Consider the following 24,969-nt stretch of genomic DNA (forward strand, 5'->3'; position numbering starts at 1 on the left):
GACCGGTGTCCCGGGCCCGGATGGCAGGGTGTCCCTGGTCACGGCGCATCCATAGAACGAGACTGCGTGCCCGAACGGGACGCCTGACCGATAAACTGGCCGTGGATCGCGCCGAGCGCAGCTCTCGGCCGGTCCGTCAATGATCAGACAGCAGCCGCTGCAACCCCAGGGAGCGATGTGTCCCGCCGCCTGTTCACCTCGGAGTCCGTCACCGAGGGCCACCCCGACAAGATCGCTGACCAGATCAGCGACACGATCCTCGACGCCCTCCTGAAGGAGGACCCGGCCTCCCGGGTCGCCGTCGAGACGCTGATCACCACCGGCCTGGTCCACGTGGCCGGCGAGGTGACCACGAAGGCTTACGCCGACATCCCCACCCTCGTGCGGAACAAGATCCTGGAGATCGGTTACGACTCCTCCAAGAAGGGCTTCGACGGCGCTTCCTGTGGTGTCTCCGTATCGATCGGCGCGCAGTCCCCGGACATCGCCCAGGGTGTCGACACCGCCTACGAGAAGCGGGTCGAGGGCGACGAGGACGAGCTGGACAAGCAGGGCGCCGGCGACCAGGGCCTGATGTTCGGGTACGCCTGCGACGAGACCCCGGAGCTGATGCCGCTCCCGATCAACCTCGCGCACCGGCTGTCCAAGCGGCTGTCCGAGGTCCGGAAGAACGGCACCATCCCGTACCTCCGCCCCGACGGCAAGACCCAGGTCACCATCGAGTACGACGGTCACAAGGCGGTCCGCCTGGACACCGTGGTCGTCTCCTCGCAGCACGCCTCGGACATCGACCTGGACTCGCTGCTCGCTCCCGACATCCGTGAGTTCGTCGTCGAGCACGTCCTGAACGAGCTGATCGAGGACGGCATCAAGCTCGACACCGAGGGCTACCGCCTCCTGGTGAACCCGACCGGCCGCTTCGAGATCGGCGGCCCGATGGGTGACGCGGGCCTCACCGGCCGCAAGATCATCATCGACACCTACGGCGGCATGTCCCGGCACGGCGGCGGCGCCTTCTCCGGCAAGGACCCGTCCAAGGTCGACCGCTCCGCCGCGTACGCCATGCGCTACGTAGCGAAGAACGTCGTGGCGGCGGGCCTGGCCCAGCGCTGCGAGGTCCAGGTCGCCTACGCGATCGGCAAGGCCGAGCCGGTCGGTCTCTTCGTGGAGACCTTCGGCACCGCCACCGTCGACGTCGAGAAGATCGAGCAGGCCATCTCCGAGGTCTTCGACCTCCGCCCGGCCGCGATCATCCGCGACCTCGACCTGCTCCGCCCGATCTACGCCGAGACCGCCGCGTACGGCCACTTCGGCCGCGAGCTGGACGCCTTCACCTGGGAGCGTACGGACCGCGTCGACGCTCTCCGCAAGGCCGCGGGCCTGTAAGCCACCCGCACTTCCTGCCTCCGGGCCCGTGCCGCTGCAGCGGCACGGGCCCGGAGGCGTTTTCCGGCCCGCCCGTGCTGCGCCCCGTGCCCGGCGGGCCGCGGGCGATGTCAGTGCGGTCTGCTAAGACTGAGGGTGTGAGCAGCGAGAACGGGGCGGGGGCCGGGGAGCAGGGGGAGCAGCTGGCCCTGATCCGGGAGACCGTGCGGGAGGCCAAGAAGAAGGCGCCGAAGGCCAGGCCGCGGACCTGGCGCGGCGCCGAGCTGGCCAAGGACCGGCCGGTGGCCCGGGTCCTGGTGGACAAGGGCCCGGTGCATCTGGACAAGCTCTGGGACTATGCGGTGCCCGCCGGGATGGACGAGGAGGCGCAGCCCGGCGTCCGGGTCCGGGTCCGGTTCGGCGCGGGGACGAGCCGGGTGCGCGAGGGCCGGCGCGAGGGCGGCGGCCTGCTCGACGGGTACATCGTCGAGCGCATCGCCGAGTCCGACTACAGGGGCCCGCTGGCGGCCCTCGCCCAGGTCGTCTCCCCGGAGCCGGTGCTCAGCCCGCCGCTGCTGGCGCTGTGCCGCGCGGTGGCCGACCGGTACGCCGGCTCGCTCGCCGATGTACTGCAGCTGGCCATCCCGCCGCGGCACGCCAAGGCCGAGGCGGAGCGCTTCCCGGCGCCGCCGCCCCCGCCCGCGGTGCCCGCGCTCGCCAGCTGGGAGCGGTATCCGGACGGGCCCGGGTTCATCGAGGCACTGGCGGGCGGCGGCTCGCCCCGTGCCGTGTGGACCGCGCTGCCCGGGCCGCACTGGCCGTGGGAGCTGGCCGCCGCGATGGCGGCGACGCTGGCGTCGGGGCGGGGCGCGCTGGTCGTGCTGCCCGACGGGCGGTCGGCCGCCCGGGTGGACGTGGCGCTGACCGAGCTGGTGGGGCGCGGGATGCATACGCTGCTGACGGCGGACTCCGGGCCCGAGGAGCGGTACCGCCGCTGGCTTTCGATACGCCGGGGCGCGGTGCGGGCCGTCGTGGGGACGCGCGCGGCGATGTACGCACCGGTGGCCGATCTGGGACTCGTCGCCATCTGGGACGACGGGCACACCGCGCACAGTGACGATCACGCGCCCTACCCCCACGCCCGGGACGTCCTGCTGCTGCGGGCGGTGCATGAGAAGGCGGCGTGCCTGATCGGCGATCTCGGGCGCACGGTCGAGGCCGCGCAGCTCGTGGAGAACGGCTGGGCGCGCTCCCTGGAGGCGGGGCGCGACCAGGTGCGCGCGGCGGCGCCGCTGGTCCGCACGATCGGGGACGCGGAGACGGCGCGCGACGAGGCCGCGCGCGCGGCGCGGCTGCCGTCGCTCGCCTGGCAGACCGCGCGCGCCGGACTGGCGCGCGGTCCGGTACTGGTCCAGGTGCCCCGGCGGGGATACGTGCCGCGGCTGGCCTGCGCGCGGTGCCGTGAGCCGGCGCGCTGCCGGCACTGCGCGGGGCCGCTGGAGGCGCCGGACCAGGACAGCGCGCTGTGCTGCGGCTGGTGCGGTACGGCCGCGCCGGACTGGCACTGCACGGAGTGCGGGCACGCGCGGCTGCGTGCCCAGGTCGTGGGCGCGCGGCGGACGGCGGAGGAGCTGGGGCGGGCGTTTCCGGGCGTACCGGTGCGGACGTCCGGCCGCGATCATGTGCTGGATACGGTGCCGGACCGGCCGGCGATCGTCGTCTCCACGCCCGGCGCGGAGCCGGTCGCGGCGGGTGGTTACGCCGCCGCGCTGCTGCTGGACGGGTGGGCGTTGCTGAACCGGCCCGATCTGCGGGCGGGGGAGGAGGCGCTGCGGCGCTGGCTCGGTGCGGGCGCGCTGGTGCGCGGCGCTGAGGACGGGGGCGTCGTCGTGGTGACCGGGGAGCCTACGCTGCGGCCCGTGCAGGCGCTGGTGCGGTGGGATCCCGTGGGGCATGCGGTCCGGGAGCTCGCCGAGCGGGCGGAGCTCGGGTTTCCGCCGGTGTCGCGGATGGCGTCGGTCGCGGGGCGTCCGGAGGATGTGGCCGAGCTGGTCAGGGGGGCTGCGTTGCCGTCCTCGGCCGAGGTGCTGGGGCCGGTTCCGGTGCCGGAACCGGCCGGTGCGGGAGGGCGCCCGCGGCGGGCGGGGGAGCCGCCGGTGGGCGAGGCGTGGGAGCGGGTGCTGGTCCGGGTTCCCCCGGGGGAGGGGGCGGCGATGGTGGGCGCCCTGAAGGCCGCTTGGGCTGCTCGGATGGTGCGGAGGGAGGGGGGTGCGGTGCGGTTGCGGGTGGACCCGCTGGACCTGGGGTGAGCGCTGGTGCCCCAGCGGTGCGGTTTCGTCGGGGTGCGCCCCGGTGACGGTGTCCTCAAGCGCCGGACGGGCTTGGGTTGTACTGGGTGCGGTGACGGGCCTCCGCGGGTGGGTGTTCGGACTGCTTCGCTTTACGTCCGAACACCCACCCGCTGCGGCCCGCCCCCTCCCGTGGTGGGGAAGGATGCGGTGCGTTGTGGTGTGCCTCGTAGGGCGTCGGCGTGCGTACGAGGCTCAGGCAGGTGTACCGGTCAGCCGTTGCGGGGGCTGGGGAAAGCGCCGGCTCGGGGGTCCTGCTGGGGGACCTGGGGCTGGGACGGCATGGTGCGGGCGGCGGGGACCGACGGGGTGGGGGCCGGGGCCACGGAGACCGTGCGGGAGGCCGCGGTGTCGGTCGGGCGGGGGGTGTCCTGGGTGTCCGCCGGGGGCTGGGTGGTGGCGCGGCGGGCGCCGTAACGGCGGTGGACCGCCTGCTTGGTGACGCCGAGCGCCGAACCCACCGCGTCCCACGAGAAGCCGAGCGAACGGTCGAAGTCGACCGCGGCCGTGACGAGCGTTTCGACGCTGTCCCGCAGCTCCTGGGCGAGGCGCACCGTGGGTGCCGGGGCGCGTCCGTACACGACGAAGCCCGTGGACGGGCCGGTGCGCCGCGGACGGTAGACGTTGCCGAGCTGTGCGGTGAGCGTGCGCAGTGCGTCCACCTGCCGGCGGACCCGCTCGATGTCCCGCACCAGTAGATGGAGACTGGCGCGTGCCTGGGCGTCGTGGGTTGCGTGGTCGGCCATGAACAAGCCTCTCGAACCGGCGTTGAAACGGATGAACGAAGAATTGCGTGGACCGGGTCAGCGGTCCGGTGTGGTCAATGTCGTTTGACCAACGCGGCAGCGCCGGGTGGGGTCACGGTATGGGGGCGTACGAGCTTTCAGCTGGGGCGCGCGGTAACCCGTACGCCCCCGGTCCTGACGCCCCATAGACTGGTGTGTCTTTCCGCAGCGCTGAGAGGTAGTACGCCACCCATGAGGCTCGTCTTCGCCGGCACCCCCGAGGTCGCCCTGCCCGCCCTTGACGCCCTGATCGCGTCGGACCGGCATGAGGTGGTGGCCGTTGTGACCAGGCCGGACGCCCCGGCCGGGCGCGGCCGCCGGCTCGTCGCCAGCCCGGTCGCGCAGCGCGCCGAGGAGGCCGGCATCGAGGTGCTCAAGCCCGCCCGGCCGCGCGACGAGGACTTCCAGGCGCGGCTGCGCGAGATCGCGCCCGACTGCTGCCCGGTCGTGGCCTATGGAGCGCTGCTTCCGAAGTCCGCGCTGGAGATTCCCGCGCACGGGTGGGTGAACCTGCACTTCTCCCTGCTGCCCGCGTGGCGTGGCGCGGCGCCGGTCCAGCACGCGGTGCTGGCGGGTGACGAGGTGACCGGCGCTTCGACGTTCCGGATCGAGGAGGGGCTGGATTCGGGGCCCGTGTACGGGGTGCTGACCGAAGAGGTCCGGGCGACGGACACCAGTGGCGATCTGCTGACCCGGCTGGCGTTCGCCGGAGCCGGGCTGCTGGCCGCGACCATGGACGGTATCGAGGACGGCACGCTGCAGGCGGTGCCGCAGCCGACCGAGGGCATCACGCTCGCGCCGAAGATCGAGGTCGAGGACGCGAAGATCGACTGGTCGGCGCCCGCGCTGCGGGTGGACCGGGTGGTCCGCGGCTGCGCCCCCGCGCCCGGTGCCTGGACGCTCTTCCGGGGCGAGCGGCTGAAGGTCATGTCGCTGACGCCGGTGCCCGACCGTACGGATCTGGAGCTGGCGCCCGGCGAGATCGCGGCCACGAAGAAGGCCGTCTTCGTGGGGACCGGCAGCCACGCGGTGCAGCTCCAGTGGGTGCAGCCGCAGGGCAAGAAGCCGATGGCGGCGGCGGACTGGGCGCGTGGCGTGCGGATCGAGGCCGGGGAGCGGCTCGGGGACTGAGGAACGTTCACGGGGGAGCACCACCATTAATCAAGTTTGACGAGTGGGAGGTCGGGTATTAACTGGCCGGGAAGTAGTCAAGTTTGATTAGAGGGGGACGGTCGTATGGCGGAGTTCGTGGTGCCCGAGGCGGGGGCGTATGCGCCGACCGAGGAGGATCTGCGCGGGGTGGAGGAGTGGTTCGCGCGGTACGACGCGTTGAGCGCCGAGGCGGACGTCGAGGGGATGGCGGACATGGCCGTCTTTCCGCTCAATCTCGTCAGCGATGACTCGAAGGGCGACGCCTGGACCGGGCAGTGGAGCCGGGCCGAGTTCGTGCGGACGATGCGCGAGGTGATGGGCGGGGATGAGGACGTGTCGTTCGAGTCGGTGCGGACGCCGCACTTCCTGAGTGCGTCGCTCGCCGTCGTCTTCACGGACGCCGTGTTCACCGTCGACGGGCGGTCGCAGGCCGTGCGGTATGCCGATGTGCTGGTGAAACGGGACGGGGTGTGGGCGTTCCAGACCATGATCCAGGGCGGCTGGGGGGATCTGCTGCGGCGGTAGGCTGGGGGAATTCGTCCTCGTCAGCAGCGGAGCACCTTTCTCGTGAGCGACCAGCCTCGTCGTCGTCCCGGCAGCAAGCCCCATCGGAGGCCGAAGAAGGACCCCGTACGCATCCTCGCGTTCGAGGCCCTGCGCGCGGTCGACGAGCGGGACGCGTACGCGAACCTCGTCCTGCCGCCCTTGCTGCGCAAGGCGCGGGAGAAGGGGGACTTCGACGCGCGTGACGCCGCGCTGGCGACCGAGCTGGTCTACGGGACGCTGCGCCGGCAGGGCACGTACGACGAGATCATCTCGGCGTGCGTGGACCGGCCGCTGCGCGAGGTCGACCCGCCGGTGCTGGATGTCCTGAGCCTGGGCGCGCATCAGCTCCTCGGCACGCGGATTCCCACGCACGCCGCGGTCAGCGCCAGCGTGGAGCTGGCGCGGGTCGTGCTCGGGGACGGACGGGCGAAGTTCGTCAACGCCGTGCTGCGGAAGATCGCCGCGAATGATCTCGACGAGTGGCTGGAGCGGGTCGCGCCGCCGTACGACGAGGATCCGGAGGATCACCTCGGGGTCGTGCACTCGCATCCGCGGTGGGTCGTCTCGGCGCTGTGGGACGCGCTGGGCGGCGGCCGGGCCGGGATCGAGGACCTGCTGGAGGCGGACAACGAGCGGCCCGAGGTGACGCTCGTCGCCCGGCCCGGCCGGTCCACCCCCGAGGAGCTGCTCGACGCGGTCGGCGAGGAGAACGGGCTGCCGGGGCGCTGGTCGCCGTACGCGGTGCGGCTCACCGAGGGCGGTGAGCCGGGCGCGCTGGACGCCGTACGGGAGGGCCGTGCGGGCGTGCAGGACGAGGGCAGCCAGCTGGTGGCGCTCGCCCTGGCCGGTGCGCCGGTGGACGGGTCCGACGCGCGCTGGCTGGACGCCTGCGCGGGGCCCGGCGGCAAGGCGGCGCTGCTGGGCGCGCTGGCCGCCGAGCGCGGTGCCGCGCTGCTCGCCGCGGAGAAGCAGCCGCACCGCGCGCGGCTGGTCGCGCGGGCGCTCGCGGGCAATCCCGGGCCGTACGAGGTGATCGCCGCGGATGGTACGCGTCCGGTCTGGCGGCCCGGCTCCTTCGACCGGGTACTGGTGGACGTGCCGTGCACGGGCCTGGGCGCGCTGCGCCGCCGCCCGGAGGCGCGCTGGCGCCGCCGCCCCGAGGACCTGGACGGCTTCGCGCCGCTCCAGCGGGACCTGCTGCGGCAGGCGCTGCGGGCCGTACGGGTCGGCGGGGTCGTCGGGTACGCCACCTGCTCGCCGCATCCGGCGGAGACCCGCGCGGTCGTCGACGACGTGCTGAAGGAGCAGGGCGTGGCCGCCGAGTTCATCGACGCCCGGCCGCTGATGCCCGGCGTGCCGGCCCTCGGCGACGGCCCGGACGTCCAGCTCTGGCCGCATCTGCACGGTACGGACGCCATGTACCTGGCGCTGCTGCGCCGCGCGGCGTGAGACGGCGGAGTGGGAGTTAGGGAACGCTCTGACCCCTAACTGGGAAGGGTAAGCGGCCGGGCGGGGAGAGGCTCGGCCGATGATCGGGAACAGAGTGTTTCCGTTGAAGTATTGACCGGGTGGGTGGCCCGTCGTACGTTGTTGCCCTGTCGGCGGGGATCCGCCGGCCTCTCTCCCCTTGCCGCTGCGGAGTGCACCATGAGTTCGCGTCGTACCCCGAAGACCGAAGCAGCCCGCGGCGGCCGTCCCAAAGACCCCGAGGTGGACGGCAAGGTCCTGGACGCGGCGGCCGGGCTCCTGGAGGAGCTGGGCTATCAGGAGCTGACGATCGAGAAGGTCGCGGCCCGGGCCGGCGTCACCCGTAAGACGGTCTACAACCGCTGGGCCAACAAGTCCGCGCTCGTCGGCGAGCTGCTCATCCGGAACGCCCAGGTCGACCACATCCCCGACCTCGGGGACACCCGCGCCGAGATGCGCGAGCTCTTCGCGCAGATCGTGCGGGACGTGGGGGAGAGCCGCGGCAGGCTGCTGTCCTCCCTGTGGGCGACCATCGGCGACCCGGCCGTGCTGCACCGCTTCCGTACCGAAGTGCTGGGCCCGCGGCGGCAGTTCGCGCGCGCCGCGGTCCAGCGCGGGGTGGCCCGCGGCGACCTGCCGGCGGACATCGACGTGGACCTGCTGATCGACATGTGGTCGGGCACGGTGATGTTCCGTACCGAGGTCCGCTCGGACGCGCTGCTCGACTCGCAGGCCGACGCCATGGTCGAGCTGGCGCTGTCCGGGTGCGTACCGCGCCTCCCGGCGCCGGACGCCCCCGACCCCGCTCCGTAACCCACGGCATTCCCCTTCTCGGTACGCCTCCGCAGGCGGGCCGTTCCTCCGGCCTGCCCTCGTACGCGTACCGCATCCCTCCGAACCGAGGTGTCTGTCATGAGCAGATCAAGCATGCCCCCGCTCGGCCCCCGCACCATGCTCGCCTCCATGGCCCTCGTCGAGGTCGCCAGCGGCGCCACCCAGCAGTACCTGCCGCCGATCCTGCCCGGGCTGGGCGCACAGGCCGGAATCGGCACCGCGCAGCAGAACTGGATCATCGTGGTGCAGATGGCGAGCTGCGCCGTGCTCACCCCGGTCCTCTCCCGGCTCGGCGACGGCTTCGGCTACCGGCGGCTGCTCCGCGCCTCGATCGTCATGGTCGTGCTCGGCTCGCTGGTCATGGCGCTGCGCCCCACGCTCCCCTTCCTGACGCTCGGCGCGGCCCTTCAGGGCGGCGTGGTCGGCTTCATGCCGCTGATGATCGGCGTACTCCGCCACCAGCAGGGCGAGGCCGCCTCGCGGCGCGGCATCGGCGTACTGGTCGGCGCGCTGCTGCTGGCCGTCGGCTGTGCGGGCATCGTCTCCGGCGCGGTCGGCGCGCACGACGCCCGGCTCGGCCTGTGGATCGGCGTGGGCGCGGGCGTACTGGGGCTGGCCGCCGGGTTCCTGCTGCCGGACGGCGCGACACCGGCGGCCGGGGCCCGGCGCTTCGACGTACCGGGCTTCGTCCTGCTCACCGCCGGGCTGGTCGGCGTGGTGGTCGCGCTGGCGCAGGGCGCCGCCTGGGGCTGGACCTCGGCCGCGACCGTGGGCTGCGGGCTGGTGGGCATCGTGGCGCTGGCCGGCTGGTGGGCGCTGGAGCTGCGGGTGGCGCAGCCGCTCGTGGACGTACGGATGTTCCGCAACCCGCGGGTGGCCGTGCTCAGCGTGGTGACCTTCTTCGTCTCGGCGGCCACGATCGGCTCGATCGCCGTCAACGCGACCTTCCTCGGCGCCTCGCCGCGGGCGGTGGGCTACGGCATCGGGCTGAACGCCACCGCCATCGGCTGGGCGCTGCTCCCGATGACGCTCGCCAGCGTGGCCACCTCGGCCCTCACCCCAGTACTGCTGCGCAGGCTGGGGGAGCGCGTCACCGTGGCCGCGGCCGGCGCCACGACGCTGCTCGGCTTCGGCTTCCTCTTCGTGTGTCACACCGGCCTGGCCCACTACCTGATCGCGTCCCTGTTCGTCGGTGCCGCGCTGGGGCTCTTCGAGTCCGCGACCCGCACCCTGACCGTCGAGGCCGTAGCCCCGGAGGACACCGCGACCGCGGCCGGCGTCAACGAGCTCGTGCTGTCGCTGGGCTCCGCCGTCGGGTCCGCGGTACTCGGCGCCGCGCTCGCCGCGTACGCCACCGACGGCGGCCGGGTCGCCCTCGGCGGCTACACCACCGGCTGGGCGCTGTGCGCCGCCGCCGGGCTGGCCGCCGCGCTCGCCGTCCTGAAGCTGCGCCCCGCCGCGTCCGCCGCCCCGTCCGCCACCGTCCCCGAAGGAGTGCACCAGTGAAGCTCACCGCCCACCACCGCACCGCGCGCGACGCCGCCGAGTCCCGGCGGCAGGAGCTGCTCGGCCTCAGCCACCAGCTGCACGCCGACCCCGAGCTCTCCTTCGAGGAGCACCGCTCGGCGGCCGCGCTGGCCGGGCTCGCCGAGCGGGCCGGATTCACCGTCGAGCGCCGCGTGGCCGGGCTGGACACCGCCTTCACCGCGGTACGCGGCAGCGGTGACCTGGTCATCGGCGTGTGTGCCGAGTACGACGCGCTGCCGGGCATGGGCCATGCCTGCGGGCACAACGTCAACGGGGCGGCGGCGCTCGGCGCGGCCCTCGCGCTCGGCGAGGTCGCCGACGGCCTCGGCATCACCGTCAAGCTGCTCGGCACCCCGGCGGAGGAGGACGGCGGCGGCAAGGTGTACATGATCGAGGACGGGCTCTTCGACGACGTGGCCGTCGCGATGATGGTGCACGCGAACGACGCCGACACCGTGGGCAACGGCTCGCTGGCCATCGGCTCCTGGAACATCGCCTACACCGGACGCCCGGCGCACGCCGCCGCCGCTCCCTGGGAGGGCCGCAACGCCCTGGACGCGCTCACCGTGGCCCAGACCGGGCTCGGCCTGCTGCGCCAGCAGCTGCCCCCGGAGAGCGTCGTGCACGGCATCATCACGGACGGCGGCCAGGCCGCCAACGTCATCCCCGCCCGGACCGCCGCCCGGTACGAGGTGCGCTCGCCCACGATGGAGTCGCTGCGCGCCCTCCAGGAGCGGGTACGGGCCTGCTTCGAGGCGGGCGCGCTGGCCACCGGCACCGAGCTGCACATGGAGCCGCACGGGCACGACTTCGCGGACCTGCGGCAGGACACGGCGGTGGCCGAGCTGTACGCGGGTGCCGCCGAGGCCCTCGGGCGTACCGTCGGGCGTGCGCCGGAGCGCACCGGCTCCACCGACATGGGCAACGTCTCGCACCTGCTGCCGACGATCCACCCGATGATCGGCTACGACACCGGCGGCGCCCGGCAGCACACCCCCGAGTTCGCCGCCGCCGGCACCTCCGAGGGCGCCGACCGCGCGGTTCTGGACGGCGCCGTCGCCATGGCCTGGACGGGCGTCTCGCTGGCCGCGGACCCCGGACACCGCGCGCGGCTGCTCGCCGACGCGGGGCGTCGCGCCGCCGCCCGGGAGCGCGTGCCGGAGGGCGCGGCGGGCCCGCGTCCTTGACCCGCTTATGGTTGTCGGCGCGGTCACGACATACTGGTGTCATGGCCTTGATCAACCCCAGCATTCTGTCCGCCGACTTCGCCCGTCTCGCCGAGGAGGCGAAGGCCGTCGAGGGCGCTGACTGGCTCCATGTCGATGTCATGGACAACCACTTCGTGCCCAATCTGACGCTCGGCGTTCCCGTCGTGGAGTCGCTGCGGAAGGCGACCGACACCCCCCTCGACTGCCACCTGATGATCGAGGACCCGGACCGCTGGGCGCCGCAGTACGTCGAGGCCGGTGCGGGTTCGGTCACCTTCCACGCCGAGGCCGCGGCCGCGCCGGTCCGCCTCGCGCGGGAGATCCGGGCCAAGGGCGCGCGGGCCTCGATGGCGCTGAAGCCCGCCACGCCCATCGAGCAGTACGAGGACCTGCTGCCCGAGCTGGACATGCTGCTGATCATGACGGTTGAGCCGGGCTTCGGCGGGCAGGCGTTCCTGGACATCATGCTTCCGAAGATCCGCCGCACCCGCGCGCTGATCGCCAAGCACGGTCTGGAGATGTGGCTGCAGGTGGACGGCGGGGTCTCCGACAAGACGATCGAGCGCTGCGCCGAGGCGGGCGCCGACGTCTTCGTCGCGGGCTCCGCGGTGTACGGCGCCGAGGACCCGGCGAAGGCCGTGCGTTCGCTGCGGGACAAGGCCGACGCCGCGACCGCGGCGGCGGGCTGGGGCTGCGCGCACTGACGCGGCCGCCGGGTCGCGCTGACGCGTGGCCGTTGTCGCGCGAAGGTGCGGCCGGGGCCGTGCGCAGGCGCGGCCCCCACCCGGGGCGGCGGGGATTGACCTCGTGGCCACGCAGCGTTCATCGCGGGCCGAAGGGTCATGGCCCACGGCGACCTCGGGTTTCTGGAAGGATGACCGCAGAGTCGATCAGGTGCGCAGTAGGGGAGAATTTCGTGGTTGCCAGCCGCCCACATTCCGGGATGGGCCCCGCCGAGCTGGTGCAGGCTGCGGCCATGGCCCGCCGGTTCTATCTCGAGGGCAAGTCCAAGATCCAGATTGCCGAGGAGTTCGGCGTCAGCCGTTTCAAGGTCGCGCGGGTGCTGGAAACGGCGCTGGAGCGTGACCTCGTACGGATCGAGATCCGCGTCCCGGCCGAGCTGGACGCCGAGCGCTCGGACGCGCTCCGGGCCCGCTACGGCCTGCGGCACGCCGTCGTCGTGGAGTCGGCCGCCGACTCCGACGACGCGCCGGATCCGGAGAACCTCGGCGACGTCGCCGCCGACCTGCTCGGTGAGCTGGTCGCCGAGGGCGATGTGCTCGGCATCGCCTGGGGCCGCTCGACGATCCACATGGCGTCGGCCCTGCACCGGTTGCCGCCGTGCACGGTCGTCCAGCTGACCGGTGTGTACGACGCGGGCACCGCCGACAGCGGCTCGGTGGAGGCGGTCCGCCGCGCCGCCGACGTCTCCGGCGGCGAGGCGCACCCCATTTATGCGCCGATGCTGCTGCCGGATTCGGCCACAGCGGCAGCGCTGCGCGGCCAGACGGGTATCGCGCGGGCGTTTGATTACTTCGACAAGGTCACCGTCGCCTGCGTGTCCATCGGCTCCTGGGCGCCCGGTATCTCGACGGTGTACGACATGCTCTCGGAGGACGAGCGCGAGCACTACGCCTCGCTCGGCGCCGCCGCGGAGATGTCCGCGCACCTCTTCGACGGCGAGGGCCGGCGTATCGGCCGTGACCTGGGGGAGCGCTGCATCACGGTCGAGGCCGACCGGCTGCGCCGCATCCCCGAGGTGATCGCCATCGCCGGCGGCCGGCGCAAGGCGCACGCGATCGGCTCGGTCCTGAAGTCCGGCCTGGTCACGAGCCTGGTCACGGACACCGCAGCGGCCGACCACCTCCTCCTGGAGGCCACTCCGGGCCCGCGCCCGGCCCTGGACCGCGCGGACCCGGACTCCTGAACCGGGACTCCTGACACCGGGACTCCCGACGCCACCCGCATCCGGCGTCCGCCGTACGGAGGCCGTTCGTCCGGCGCGGCGGCCGGGGCTGTGACAGCATCGCGGCATGCCAGATTCCCCCGGAGTCCCCGGCCAGGCGGGTGCCGGCCGGCGTGCCGGCGCCCCCGGCCCCGCGCCCGACGGCGTGCCCAGGCCGCTGGCCGCGGTGCTCGACGGGCGGACGCCGCCCGGCGTGCTGTCCTGGCCCGCCGGCCGGCCCGTGCAGGAAGCGCTGGACGCCGCGCTGACCGCGGGCTGGCAGGGCACCGTCCTCGACCTCGAGGGCGTCGCCGACAAGGCGGAGTTCATGACGCGCGCCGCCGAGGCGCTGCGGCTGCCGTCCTGGTTCGGGCGGAACTGGGACGCGCTCGCCGACTGCCTCGGCGACCTCTCCTGGTGGCCCGCGGAGCACGGCGGCCGGCTGCTGGTCGTCAGGGCCTGGCAGGGCTACGCGGCGGCCGAGCCGGCGGAGTGGCGGGTGGCCGAGTCGGTCCTCGCCGACGCGGTGGCGCACTGGCGCGACACGGACACCGGGCTGGCCGTACTGCTGACCCGCGACGCGGGCGGCACGGCGCGGGCCCGCACGTAGGAGGTGCGCCGCAGGCCCGCCGCCAGGAGTCCGCGCCCGTACTGGACGGTTACAGCACCCGCTCGAAGCACCACGAGGCCGCGACCCCCGCGTACGCCCCGAAGTTGGGGATGCGGGTGTATCCGGAGCGCGTGTAGAAGCGGACCGCGGCGTGCTGCCGGTCGCCGGTCTCCAGGCGGAGGCGGGTCCAGCCCCGGGCGCGCGCCCACTCCTCCAGGGCCCGCAGCACGGCGGCCGCGGCGCCGGAGCCGCGCCGGTCCGGCAGGACGTACATCCGCTTGACCTCGCCGATTCCGTCGCCGAGGTCGCGCAGGCCGCCGCAGCCCACCGGTATGCCGTTGTCCTCGTACGCCACGAAGAACGCGGTGATGTCCGCCGCCGAGGGCGGGACACCGGGCTCGCTGTCCGGGGTCCCGTAGATCTCGGCGATCTCGGTCCGCTGCTGTGCCCGCAGGACGGCGGCGTCCGGGTCGTCCCAGGCCACCTGTTCGATCTTCATGCCCGGGATTCTGCCGAGACGCCGTTTCACCCAGGTAACGCGGCGGCCGCCCACCCCGGCCGTCTACTAGCCTGACGTGATCCGTGTGCAGGGGGGAGCCGACCGTGGAGAACGTGCTGTCCGTGGCCATCGGTGCCGGACTGGGCCTGACAGGGGCGGTGTTCGGCGCGTGGTTCACCGCCCGCCGGCAGGACCGCATGTGGCTGCGCGAACAGAAGCTCAAGGCCGGGGTCGGCTTCAACACCGCCGTGACTCAGCTGATCGACTACCTCCGGGACGCCCGGCTGAGCGACGACGGTGCCGGCGCCAACGAGCTGGCGGGCCGGATGCAGGAAGCGCGCTCCGCCCTCTACCTCCTGTGCGAGGACGACACCGTCGACCTCGCCAACGCCCTCGCCCGCCGGGTCTGGAAGTCCCGGCCCAGCGAGGGCAGGGACGACCGCAGGGCCGAGCACAGGGAGACGGAGGACCTCCTCCGCCGTTTCACCCGCCAACTCCGGCAGGAGATCGCCAGTTCGTAGCTTTCCCGCGGTGCCCCGACCCCCGGATCGAAGGACTACAGGCGGTCCCGCAGCACCGAGCCGCCGAAGTCCTCGTCGTCCGTGCCCCAGAGGGCGTGGTCGCCGTCGGGGAGCAGGGCGACCGCCTCGATCTTGCGGTTGTCCTCCGTGGTGTAGCGGCGCACCTCTTCCGGCTTGCTCAGCTTCAGCGCGGGCCGTCCCTTGTCGACACCGAGCCGGCCGGCCTCGTACACCGCGGAGCTGAACGGGCCGGAGTTCTTGTTCGGGTCCTGGGCCGCGGAGAGCACCACGGTCCCGTCCGACGCGATCTTCAGGTCGCTGATGTGCCGTACCTCGTCCTGCGCCGGCCACGGCGCGCGGAACGCCACGGGGTCGCTGACGTGCCCGAAGACCTTGCCGGGGGCGGCCGCGGCCGGATCGAAGGCGGCGCTGCGCACCTGGGAGGCGGTGCCGTTGCTGCCGCGCGTGGCCCAGACCGCCACGTACTTCTCGGTGGCCCGGTCCCGGTGCACGGCGAACGCCTCGTAGTTCTGCGTGTCGTCGCCCGCGTACTTCTCGGTGCCCGGCAGCGGCGCCGACCAGCGGACCGTCGCCGTACCGCCGCTCACCTTCACGTCGTACACCGTCGGACGGAACTTTCCGCTGTCCCCGCTGCTCACGGTGGTGTACTCGCCGGGCCGCCCGGGCACGGCGTCCAGCGACTCCAGGTCCTTGGGCACCTCGCTACCGGCCCACTTCAGGTCCCGGACGGCGGGAGCGTGGCCGGGCGCCAGCCGTACGGCCGAGAGCCGGGGCTGGCCGGATTCCTTGTTGTCCCGGGCCACGAGCAGGTCGAGGCGGTCGTCCGCGGCCTTGGCCACGACCATCCCGCTGACGCCGCCGGTCATCCCGTCGCCGACCTTCTGCCACTTGCTTTCCTGAGCGCCATGGGCGCTCAGCGCGCCGATGGTGACCAGGAGGGCGCAGGCGCCCACGCCCGCGACACCCGTTGCAACAACTCGATTCTTGGCCATGGCGGAACGTTAGGGGCCGAACCTTCTACGCGCGATGACCGAGTCCGTATCGTCCGTCGTGAGCACTGAATTTCGGCGGAAGCGACAGCCGTGGGCGGGGCCGCTCAGGTGAACCCACAGAACCGCCCTCAAGAGTCGCCATCGGCTGACCGGATCAGCGATGATGTACTAGGAGCTTGATGCCTGATCCGCTGTTGGCCGCTCTGTATCCGCTGTCGGACCGGTGCTGACTCCCCGCCCGCTACCCAAGCAAAACCGCAGGTGAGAGAGTTAGCATGCGATTTCTGAACGATTCGAAGCCGCCGTACGACCTGACGTACGACGACGTGTTCATGGTGCCGAACCGCTCCGCGGTCGGCTCCCGGCAGGGCGTGGACCTTTCCTCGCCGGACGGCACGGGCACCACCATCCCGCTGGTCGTGGCGAACATGACCGCGATCGCCGGGCGCCGGATGGCCGAGACGGTCGCCCGCCGCGGCGGCCTCGTCGTCATCCCCCAGGACATCCCGATCGACGTCGTCACCGACGTCGTCGGCTGGGTCAAGCGGCGCCACCTCGTCCTCGACACCCCGATCGTGCTCTCGCCGATCGCCACCGTCGCGGACGCGCTGTCCCTGCTGCCCAAGCGGGCGCACGGCGCGGGCATCGTCGTCGAGGGCGGCCGCCCGATCGGCGTCGTCACCGAGCACGACCTGGCCGGCGTGGACCGCTTCACCCAGGTCGCCGAGGTCATGTCCAAGGACCTGCTGGTCCTGGACGCCGACATCGACCCGCGCGAGGCGTTCAACCAGCTCGACGCCGCCAACCGCAAGCTCGCCCCCGCGGTCGACAAGGAAGGCCAGCTGGTCGGCATCCTGACCCGCAAGGGCGCGCTGCGCGCGACCCTCTACACCCCGGCGACCGACGCCGACGGCAAGCTGCGCATCGCCGCCGCCGTCGGCATCAACGGCGACGTGGCGGGCAAGGCCAAGGCGCTGCTGGCCGCGGGCGTGGACACCCTCGTGGTGGACACCGCGCACGGCCACCAGGAGTCCATGATCAGCGCGGTCAAGGCGGTCCGGGCGCTGGACCCGCAGGTCCCGATCGTCGCGGGCAACATCGTCGCCGCCGACGGCGTGCGCGACCTCATCGAGGCCGGCGCGGACATCATCAAGGTCGGCGTCGGCCCGGGCGCCATGTGCACGACGCGGATGATGACCGGCGTGGGCCGCCCGCAGTTCTCCGCCGTCCTGGAGTGCGCCGCCGAGGCCAAGAAGTACGGCAAGCACGTCTGGGCGGACGGCGGCGTGCGGCACCCGCGCGACGTCGCCATGGCGCTGGCCGCCGGCGCGTCCAACGTCATGATCGGCTCGTGGTTCGCCGGTACGTACGAGTCGCCCGGCGACCTCCAGCAGACCGCCGACGGCCGGTTCTACAAGGAGAGCTTCGGCATGGCCTCGGCGCGCGCGGTGCGCAACCGCACGAGCGAGGAGTCGGCGTACGACCGGGCCCGCAAGGGCCTCTTCGAGGAGGGCATCTCCACCTCGCGGATGTTCATCGACCCGGCCCGTCCCGGCGTCGAGGACGTGATCGACTCGATCATCGCGGGCGTGCGGTCCTCCTGCACCTACGCGGGCGCCTCGAACCTCGCGGAGTTCGCCGAGAAGGCCGTCGTCGGCGTGCAGAGCGCGGCCGGCTACGCCGAGGGCAAGCCGCTGCACAACAGCTGGTAGGCGACGCGTCCTGTCGTTCCTGAGGGCCCGGCCCCGCACGCATGACGTGCGGGGCCGGGCCCGTTCGCGTTTTCCGGCGAGCGGGCGAGGCGGGTCCGGGGGCCGGAGCCCTCCCTCCCGGCCGCGGTGACGCGTGAGATCGATTACTTCCGGACACGGCCGCCCGCCCGGCCGAAATGTCTCTCCTTCGAATCCATGGCCCCAACGCGCCCCGGGCGCGCAACAAATGGCCGCTCTGCCGCTTCGTGCGCAAGGATCATGCGCGCATGCGCAAAGAACCCGCATTACGGCAGGTCACGCGCGGGCCTTAAGGTCAGGCAAGTTAGTTACGTGGAGTGGCGGGGACCGTCCGCTCGGCGGTTCCCGTGCGGGTTGCTTCATGCTGCCCGTGTACGGGCCGCCCCGGTCACCGCCGCCGGAACGGCAGCGATAAAGGAGCCACCCCAGTGTTGGACCACGGCGCAGCCCCTCCCAGCGAGGGCAGCGACCCCCAGCCGCAGCAGCCTCCGTCCCGTCCCGGGCCGCTCGGCGCGCTGATGCGGCGCAAGCCCGTCGAACGCCTGGTCGCCGAAGGTGGTCAGGGGGAGGGCGGTACGCTGCGCCGCTCCCTGGGCATGTGGCAGCTGACGATGATCAGCATCGGCGCCACGCTCGGCACCGGCATCTTCGTGGTGCTGGGCGAGGCGGTGCCGGACGCCGGCCCCGCGGTGATCATCTCGTTCGTGATCGCGGGCATCACCGCGCTCTTCTCGGCGCTGTCCTACGCCGAGCTGGCCGGCACCATCCCGGTCTCCGGCTCCTCGTACTCCTACGCCTACGCCACCCTCGGCGAGCTGGTCGCCTGGATCTGCGGCTGGTGTCTGATCCTGGAGTACGGCGTCTCCGTGGCCGCGGTCGCGGTCGGCTGGGGGCAGTACCTCAATGAGCTGCTGTCCGGCACGTTCGGCTTCACCATCCCCGACGCGATCGCCGCGCCGCCCGGTGACGGCGGCATCTTCAACCTGCCCGCGCTCCTGGTCGTGCTGCTCGCGATGGCCTTCCTGCTGGGCGGCGCGAAGGAGAGCGCCCGGGCCAACACGATCATGGTCGCGGTGAAGATCGCCGCGCTGCTGCTCTTCTGCGGCGTCGCCTTCCAGGGCATCCGCGCCGGGAACTACGCCCCCTTCATGCCGCTCGGCATGGCGGGCGTCAGCGCCGCCGGCGCCACGCTCTTCTTCTCCTACATCGGCTTCGACGCCGCCTCCACGGCCGGCGAGGAGGCCAAGAACCCGCAGCGCGACCTGCCGCGCGCGATCATGCTCTCGCTGGTGATCGTCACGGCGCTGTACTGCCTGGTCGCGGCGGTCGCCGTGGGCGCGCTGCCGTGGAAGCGGTTCGCCGGTACCGAGGCCGCGCTCGCCGGGATCATGAAGGACGTCACCGGCCAGGGCTTCTGGGCCGTGCTGCTCGCGCTCGGCGCGGTCGTCGCCATCGCGTCCGTCGTGCTGACCGTGCTCTACGGCCAGACCCGCATCCTCTTCGCGATGTCCCGCGACGGCCTGGTGCCCAAGGTCTTCTCCAAGGTCCACCCGAAGACCGGCGCGCCCCGCGCCAACACCGTGATCGTCTCGCTCTTCTGCGGCATCCTGGCCGCCGCCGTGCCGCTCGGCCAGCTGGCCGACGCCACCAGCATCGGCACGCTCTTCGCGTTCGCGCTGGTCAACATCGCGGTCATCGTGCTGCGCAAGACCCGCCCGGACATGCCGCGCAGCTTCCGCACGCCGCTGTCGCCGCTCTTCCCCGCGATCGGCTTCCTGCTCTGCATCTGGATGATGGGCAGCCTCGACGCCGTCACGTGGATGGTCTTCGGAGTCTGGATGGTGGCGGGTCTCGTGTTCTACTTCGCTTACGGCATGCGCCGCTCCCGATTGGCCACCGCAGAGAAGTGAAACACCCCCCGTGCGACTGAACGACCTCGACGAACGCATCGTCCACGCCCTGGCTGAGGACGCCCGCCGCTCCTACGCCGACATCGGTCAGGAGGTCGGGCTCTCGGCCCCGGCCGTCAAACGCCGGGTGGACCGGCTGCGTGAGCAGGGCGCCATCACCGGGTTCACCGTACGGGTGGACCCGGCGGCGCTCGGCTGGGAGACCGAGGGCTTCGTCGAGCTCTACTGCCGCCGCAACACCTCGCCCGAGGCCATCCACCGCGGCCTCGCGCGCTATCCCGAAGTGGCGTCCGCCTCCACCGTGACCGGTGAGGCGGACGCCATCGTGCAGGTCTTCGCCTCGGACATGCGCCATTTCGAGCGCGTCCTGGAGCGCATCGCCGGCGAGCACTTCGTCGAGCGGACCAAGTCCGTACTCGTCCTCTCGCCCCTCCTGCGGCGCTTCTCCTCGGGCTCTCCGGTCTGACGCGCCGCCCTTTGGGCCCCGGGCGCCATGGCGCGCTGCGAGAGCGCAACGAATCGCCGCGAGCGGCTCGGAAGACGCAACGAATCGGTGCGTGGAGCGCAATGGTGCAGCCTTGTACCACTTGTGCCGCGGACCGTACCGTCTAGACGTCTTCCGAAAGCCCGTACGCACCACCCGTGCCGTACGCATCATCCGAGGGGTCCCATGTCTTCGCTGCGCACCGCCCTGCTCCAGAGTTCGGGACGGCCCGGCGACGTGGCGTACAACCTCAAGGCGCTGGAGCGGGCCGCGGCGGACGCCGCCGCGGCCGGTGCCGGGCTGCTGGTGACCTCGGAGATGTACCTGACCGGGTACGCGATCGGCGCGGACGTGCCCCGGCTGGCCGAGCCCGCCGACGGCGACAGCGCCGACGAGGTGGCCCGGATCGCCGCCGAGCACGGCATCGCCGTCGCCTACGCCTACCCGGAGCGCGACGGCGCGGCGGTCTACAACGCCGTCCAGCTCATCGGCCCCGACGGGACCCGGCTCGCGAACTACCGCAAGACGCACCTCTTCGGCTGCTTCGAGCGCGAGTGGTTCACGCCCGGCGAGTCGCCCGTCGTCCAGGCCGAGCTGAACGGCGTCCGGATCGGCCTGATGATCTGCTACGACGTGGAGTTCCCGGAGAACGTCCGGGCGCACGCGCTGGCCGGTACCGACTTCCTGGTCGTGCCCACCGCGCAGATGCACCCCTACCAGTTCGTCGCGGAGTCGGTGATCCCGGTCCGCGCCTTCGAGAGCCAGCTGTACGTGGCGTACGTCAACCGGGTCGGCCAGGAAGGCGAGTTCGAATTCGTCGGACTGTCCACGCTGGCCGGTCCCGACGGGGTCGTCCGGGCCCGTGCCGGGCGCGGCGAGGAGCTGGTCCTCGGCGACGTCGACCCCGGCCTCCTCGCGGCCTCCCGCGAGGCCAATACCTACCTCGCCGACCGCCGCCCGGACCTGTACGGCTCACTCGGCTGACCCACCGCGTCCCGGCCGGTACCGCCCGGCCGACCGTGGCCCGACCGCGCCCGGCCCGGCCCCGCCTGCCCTTTTCCCCGCGTTTTGCGCTGTTCCGCGCTGTTTTCTGCAAGGAGTCCCGCCCCATGACGTCCACGGTGCCCACCGCCGTCCAGCACACCGACGCGCAGCCGCCGATCACCATGTTCGGACCGGACTTCCCCTTCGCGTACGACGACTTCCTCGCCCACCCGGCGGGCCTGGGCCAGATACCCGCGACCGAGCACGGCACCGAGGTCGCGGTCATCGGCGGCGGCCTCTCCGGCATCGTCACCGCCTACGAGCTGATGAAGATGGGCCTCAAGCCCGTCGTCTACGAGGCGGACCAGATCGGCGGCCGGCTGCGCACCGTCGGCTTCGAGGGCTGCGATCCCTCGCTCACCGCCGAGATGGGCGCGATGCGCTTCCCGCCGTCCTCCACGGCGCTGCAGCACTACATCGACCTGGTGGGGCTTACGACCAAGCCGTTCCCCAACCCGCTCGCGCCCGACACCCCCTCCACCGTCGTCGACCTCAAGGGCGAGTCGCACTACGCCCGCACCGTGGACGACCTGCCGGAGGTCTACCACCAGGTCATGAACGCCTGGAACGCCTGCCTGGAGGAGGGCGCGGACTTCTCCGACATGAACCAGGCCCTCCGTGAGCGCGACGTCCCGCGCATCCGCGAGATCTGGTCCAAGCTGGTCGAGAAGCTCGACAACCAGACCTTCTACGGCTTCCTCTGCGACTCCAGCGCCTTCAAGTCCTTCCGGCACCGGGAGATCTTCGGGCAGGTCGGCTTCGGCACCGGCGGCTGGGACACCGACTTCCCCAACTCCATCCTGGAGATCCTCCGCGTCGTCTACACCGAGGCCGACGACCACCACCGCGGCATCGTCGGCGGCAGCCAGCAGCTTCCGCTGCGCCTGTGGGAGCGCGAGCCCGAGAAGATCGTGCACTGGGCCCAGGGCACGTCCCTCTCCTCGCTGCACGACGGCGCGCCGCGCCCCGCCGTGACCCGGCTGCACCGCACCGCCGGCAACCGGATCACCGTCACCGACGCCTCCGGCGACATCCGCACCTACCGGGCGGCCGTCTTCACCGCGCAGTCCTGGATGCTGTTGTCAAAGATCGAGTGCGACGACGCGCTGTTCCCCATCGACCACTGGACGGCGATGGAGCGCACCCACTACATGGAGTCCTCCAAGCTCTTCGTGCCGGTCGACCGGCCCTTCTGGCTGGACAAGGACGAGGACACCGGACGGGACGTCATGTCGATGACGCTGACGGACCGGATGACCCGCGGCACCTACCTCCTCGACAACGGGCCCGACGAGCCCGCCGTCATCTGCCTCTCGTACACCTGGTGCGACGACAGCCTGAAGTGGCTGCCGCTGGACGCCAACGAGCGCATGGAGGTCATGCTGAAGTCGCTCTCGGAGATCTATCCGAAGGTCGACATCCGCAAGCACATCATCGGCAACCCCGTGACCGTGTCCTGGGAGAACGAGCCGTACTTCATGGGCGCGTTCAAGGCCAACCTGCCGGGGCACTACCGCTACCAGCGCCGGCTGTTCACGCACTTCATGCAGGACCTCCTTCCCGAGGACAAGCGCGGCATCTTCCTCGCCGGTGACGACATCTCCTGGACGGCCGGCTGGGCCGAGGGCGCCGTGCAGACCGCGCTGAACGCCGTGTGGGGCGTGATGCACCACTTCGGCGGCAGCACGGACGCCACCAACCCGGGCCCCGGCGACCTGTACGACGAGATCGCCCCGGTCGAACTGCCGGAGGACTGACCGCCCGACGGCCATCCGGAGCCCGGCCGACGACCGCCCGGCCGGGCGCGGTCCGGCCGGGGCCCGGACTCGGGGACGGAGGGGACAGGGGGAGCCGCCGCGGCCGCGGCTCCCCCTGCGCTCATATCCCGGCCGCCCGCGCCGCTTCGTACACCTCCGCCGCCAGGTCCTTCAGCTCCTCCGCGTCCCGGGCCCGGCCCTGCAGGTCGAGCAGGATCTCCTCCAGGCCGACCTCGGCATGGGCCGCCAGGTCCTCGACGATCTGCGCGACGCTGCCCTGGAAGGGGGCGCGGTCCTGGCCCTCGTACGCCTTGGGTGTGTGCTGGGCGTTCACCCGCAGGACGTTCTGGAACGGGGCCGTGCGGCCGCGCTCGCCGGCCAGATCCTGTATCCGCCGCCACTCCTCGGCCAGCTTCTCCGCGCCCATGCCCACCGGCATCCAGCCGTCCGCGCGGTCCACCAGGCGGCGCAGCGCCCGCGGGCTGTTGGCGGGCAGCAGCACCGGGATCGGCCGGGCCGGCTTGGGGCCGACCTCGGACGGCGCGATCTTCGTCAGCTCGCCCTCGTACGCCACCGGGTCCGGGCCCCACACCGCCCGGCAGACGTCCAGCAGCTCGTCCAGCACCTTGCCGCGCCGCTCGAACGGGGCCACCGCCGCGGCCGCGTACTCGTCCAGGGACCAGCCCGTGCCGAGGCCGGCGATCACCCGGCCGCCGCTGGCCGCGTCCAGCGAGGCGAGGCTGCGGGCAAGCTGGAAGGGCACGTGCAGCGGGGCGACCAGCACGCTCGTGCCCAGCCGCGCCCGCTCCGTCACCGCGGCCGCCAGCGTCAGCGTCACCAGCGGGTCGGCCACCGAGCGGTACTGATCGGGCCACGGCAGGCCCGGTATGCCGTACAACCCCTGGGTCGCGGGCTCGGGGAAGAGCACGCGCTCGAAGACCCAGAGGCTTTCGTAACCGGTCTGCTCGGCGGCGCGCGCCACGTCCGGCACGTCGCGCCCGAGGTCGTACTGGCGCATCTGCGGAAGGCTCAGCCCGAGTCGGACAGCCATGTCTGTGCTCCTTCGGATCCCGTCGCCGGCGGTGTACATGCGATCAACGCCCGCCGGTCCCGCGGTAGTTCCGGCTGCCGGGGGCGCAAAGGCGCGCGCCCCCGGCGCGCGCTGATCGTTAGCCCGATCCGGTCACGCGTCGCCGCGCCGTCCCTGCCGGGCCCCCGGCCCTGCCACGCTGACCGCATGACGACGATGCAGCCGACGGATGCGACGGCAGGCGTGGCGAAGATCGTGGCGCGGCTGCGCGCGCTGGACGCGGCGCTGCCCCCGCGCGACGGCGTCGCGGTGTTCAACCAGGTGTACTTGCAGGTCACCGAGGAGGTCGGGCGGCAGATCGACGCGGGCGGCTTCCGGGACGCGGGCGCGGCCGCCGAGCTGGACGTGCGGTTCGCACTGCGGTACTTGAGCGCGGTGGACGCCGGTACGGCCGGGCTGCGTCCGCCGGCCTGCTGGCGCCCGCTGTTCCAGCTCCGCTGCCATCCCGGCGTCAAGCCGCTGCAGTTCGCGCTGGCCGGGATCAATGCGCATATCGGGCACGATCTTGCGCTCGCCCTGGTGGACACGTGCCGGGTCCTGGAGTGCGAACCGGCCGCGCTGGAGGCCGACTTCGACCGGGTGGGGCGGGTGCTGACCGGACTGGAGGAGCGGGTGCGCGAGCGGCTGATGCCGGGCCCCGACCTGCTGGACATCGCCGACCCCCTGACCCACCTGGCCGGCTCGTGGAGCCTGGAGGCGGCCCGGGACGGCGCGTGGGCGGCGGCCCGGGTGCTGTGGAGCCTGCGCGGACTCCCGGACGTGGGGGAGGAGTTCGCGCAGCGGCTGGACGCGGGCGTCGGCCTGGTCGGCCAGATGCTCCTGACCCCGCTGCGCGGCTGACGCCCGACTCCGCCACCCGGGTTCGCAGACCGGGTTCGCCGCCTGCCCCCTTTGGGTAACCCCCTGGTGGGGGCCTCCGGGTGTGCGCCTGTATGCGCAGCGCCCCGCCGCTTAACCCCCCGCTCCACCGGATAACGCCGGCCCCGCTTGGGTAACCCCCAGGTGGGGGGCTCCGGGGCTGCACCCGTAGGCGCGCCGCTCCGCGGGATAACCCAAGCCCCGCCGGATAGCTTCAGCTCCGCGTGGGTAACCCCCAGGTGGGGGGCTCCGGGGCTGCACCCGTATGCGCAGCGC

General features: G+C 72.7%; 22 protein-coding genes. 18 read left to right on the top strand and 4 right to left on the bottom strand.

Translation table 11 applies throughout. The features are described 5' to 3' along the window. Positions 1-177 precede the first annotated feature (177 nt). Complete coding sequence (gene metK, locus ACIGXO_RS20810; protein ID WP_363258781.1) at positions 178-1,386, top strand: methionine adenosyltransferase; 1,209 nt, start codon at positions 178-180, stop codon at positions 1,384-1,386. A 137-nt stretch (positions 1,387-1,523) separates the two neighbouring features. After that, on the top strand, positions 1,524-3,674 hold the full coding sequence (locus ACIGXO_RS20815; RefSeq protein WP_399788694.1) for a primosomal protein N': 2,151 nt from the start codon (positions 1,524-1,526) through the stop codon (positions 3,672-3,674). A 251-nt stretch (positions 3,675-3,925) separates the two neighbouring features. Here ACIGXO_RS20815 and ACIGXO_RS20820 read toward each other — a convergent pair whose 3' ends face one another. Then, positions 3,926-4,459, bottom strand: coding sequence for a hypothetical protein (locus tag ACIGXO_RS20820; protein ID WP_399788698.1), 534 nt, complete (start codon positions 4,457-4,459; stop codon positions 3,926-3,928). Positions 4,460-4,690: 231 nt separating this feature from the next. Between ACIGXO_RS20820 and fmt the strand changes: the two genes are divergently transcribed. From fmt to ACIGXO_RS20865, 9 genes are all read left to right on the top strand, one after another. Then, a complete protein-coding gene (fmt, locus tag ACIGXO_RS20825) occupies positions 4,691-5,629 on the top strand; it encodes a methionyl-tRNA formyltransferase (protein ID WP_399788701.1) in 939 nt (312 codons plus the stop codon). Positions 5,630-5,734: 105 nt separating this feature from the next. After that, positions 5,735-6,175 carry a nuclear transport factor 2 family protein gene (locus ACIGXO_RS20830; RefSeq protein ID WP_399788703.1) on the top strand — a complete coding sequence of 147 codons (441 nt, stop codon included), beginning with the start codon at positions 5,735-5,737 and terminating at the stop codon, positions 6,173-6,175. A 42-nt stretch (positions 6,176-6,217) separates the two neighbouring features. After that, complete coding sequence (locus ACIGXO_RS20835) at positions 6,218-7,645, top strand: RsmB/NOP family class I SAM-dependent RNA methyltransferase (protein ID WP_399788706.1); 1,428 nt, start codon at positions 6,218-6,220, stop codon at positions 7,643-7,645. Positions 7,646-7,843: 198 nt separating this feature from the next. Continuing rightward, positions 7,844-8,476: a TetR/AcrR family transcriptional regulator gene (locus ACIGXO_RS20840; protein ID WP_399788709.1), complete on the top strand. Its 633-nt coding sequence runs from the start codon at positions 7,844-7,846 to the stop codon at positions 8,474-8,476. Between the two features lie 99 nt (positions 8,477-8,575). After that, entirely contained in the window at positions 8,576-10,003 is a 1,428-nt protein-coding gene (locus ACIGXO_RS20845) for an MFS transporter (RefSeq protein ID WP_399788711.1), read from the top strand. Continuing rightward, entirely contained in the window at positions 10,000-11,211 is a 1,212-nt protein-coding gene (locus ACIGXO_RS20850) for a M20 family metallopeptidase (protein WP_399788714.1), read from the top strand. The genes ACIGXO_RS20845 and ACIGXO_RS20850 overlap by 4 nt, the downstream gene beginning before the upstream one ends. Before the next feature lie 41 nt (positions 11,212-11,252). Beyond that, positions 11,253-11,936, top strand: coding sequence for a ribulose-phosphate 3-epimerase (rpe, locus tag ACIGXO_RS20855; protein WP_363258794.1), 684 nt, complete (start codon positions 11,253-11,255; stop codon positions 11,934-11,936). A gap of 239 nt (positions 11,937-12,175) precedes the next feature. Continuing rightward, positions 12,176-13,159 (top strand): sugar-binding transcriptional regulator, encoded by a 984-nt coding sequence (locus ACIGXO_RS20860; RefSeq protein WP_399789663.1) that lies wholly within the window; start codon positions 12,176-12,178, stop codon positions 13,157-13,159. Positions 13,160-13,265: 106 nt separating this feature from the next. Then, on the top strand, positions 13,266-13,787 hold the full coding sequence (locus ACIGXO_RS20865) for a barstar family protein (RefSeq protein WP_399788717.1): 522 nt from the start codon (positions 13,266-13,268) through the stop codon (positions 13,785-13,787). A 49-nt stretch (positions 13,788-13,836) separates the two neighbouring features. Here ACIGXO_RS20865 and ACIGXO_RS20870 read toward each other — a convergent pair whose 3' ends face one another. Continuing rightward, a complete protein-coding gene (locus ACIGXO_RS20870; RefSeq protein WP_399788720.1) occupies positions 13,837-14,286 on the bottom strand; it encodes a GNAT family N-acetyltransferase in 450 nt (149 codons plus the stop codon). A 104-nt stretch (positions 14,287-14,390) separates the two neighbouring features. Between ACIGXO_RS20870 and ACIGXO_RS20875 the strand changes: the two genes are divergently transcribed. Continuing rightward, a complete protein-coding gene (locus ACIGXO_RS20875; protein WP_399788723.1) occupies positions 14,391-14,807 on the top strand; it encodes a hypothetical protein in 417 nt (138 codons plus the stop codon). 35 nt (positions 14,808-14,842) lie between these two features. Here ACIGXO_RS20875 and ACIGXO_RS20880 read toward each other — a convergent pair whose 3' ends face one another. Continuing rightward, positions 14,843-15,820, bottom strand: coding sequence for a hypothetical protein (locus ACIGXO_RS20880; RefSeq protein ID WP_399788726.1), 978 nt, complete (start codon positions 15,818-15,820; stop codon positions 14,843-14,845). Between the two features lie 275 nt (positions 15,821-16,095). Between ACIGXO_RS20880 and ACIGXO_RS20885 the strand changes: the two genes are divergently transcribed. The 5 genes from ACIGXO_RS20885 (at position 16,096) to ACIGXO_RS20905 (ending at position 22,745) form a co-directional block, all read left to right on the top strand. Continuing rightward, entirely contained in the window at positions 16,096-17,532 is a 1,437-nt protein-coding gene (locus ACIGXO_RS20885; protein WP_399788729.1) for a GuaB1 family IMP dehydrogenase-related protein, read from the top strand. 446 nt (positions 17,533-17,978) lie between these two features. Further along, complete coding sequence (locus ACIGXO_RS20890; RefSeq protein WP_399788731.1) at positions 17,979-19,460, top strand: amino acid permease; 1,482 nt, start codon at positions 17,979-17,981, stop codon at positions 19,458-19,460. 10 nt (positions 19,461-19,470) lie between these two features. After that, complete coding sequence (locus ACIGXO_RS20895) at positions 19,471-19,926, top strand: Lrp/AsnC family transcriptional regulator (RefSeq protein WP_363258801.1); 456 nt, start codon at positions 19,471-19,473, stop codon at positions 19,924-19,926. Positions 19,927-20,130: 204 nt separating this feature from the next. Then, on the top strand, positions 20,131-20,928 hold the full coding sequence (locus tag ACIGXO_RS20900; RefSeq protein WP_399788735.1) for a carbon-nitrogen hydrolase family protein: 798 nt from the start codon (positions 20,131-20,133) through the stop codon (positions 20,926-20,928). 125 nt (positions 20,929-21,053) lie between these two features. Then, positions 21,054-22,745 carry a flavin monoamine oxidase family protein gene (locus tag ACIGXO_RS20905; RefSeq protein ID WP_399788738.1) on the top strand — a complete coding sequence of 564 codons (1,692 nt, stop codon included), beginning with the start codon at positions 21,054-21,056 and terminating at the stop codon, positions 22,743-22,745. Between the two features lie 121 nt (positions 22,746-22,866). Here ACIGXO_RS20905 and ACIGXO_RS20910 read toward each other — a convergent pair whose 3' ends face one another. Then, positions 22,867-23,796 (bottom strand): LLM class F420-dependent oxidoreductase, encoded by a 930-nt coding sequence (locus ACIGXO_RS20910; protein WP_399788740.1) that lies wholly within the window; start codon positions 23,794-23,796, stop codon positions 22,867-22,869. Between the two features lie 186 nt (positions 23,797-23,982). Between ACIGXO_RS20910 and ACIGXO_RS20915 the strand changes: the two genes are divergently transcribed. Beyond that, a complete protein-coding gene (locus ACIGXO_RS20915; RefSeq protein ID WP_399788743.1) occupies positions 23,983-24,675 on the top strand; it encodes a DUF5995 family protein in 693 nt (230 codons plus the stop codon). Positions 24,676-24,969: the final 294 nt, after the last annotated feature.

The sequence above is a fragment of the Streptomyces sp. NPDC053542 genome, assembly GCF_044544685.1.
GTDB lineage: Bacteria > Actinomycetota > Actinomycetes > Streptomycetales > Streptomycetaceae > Streptomyces.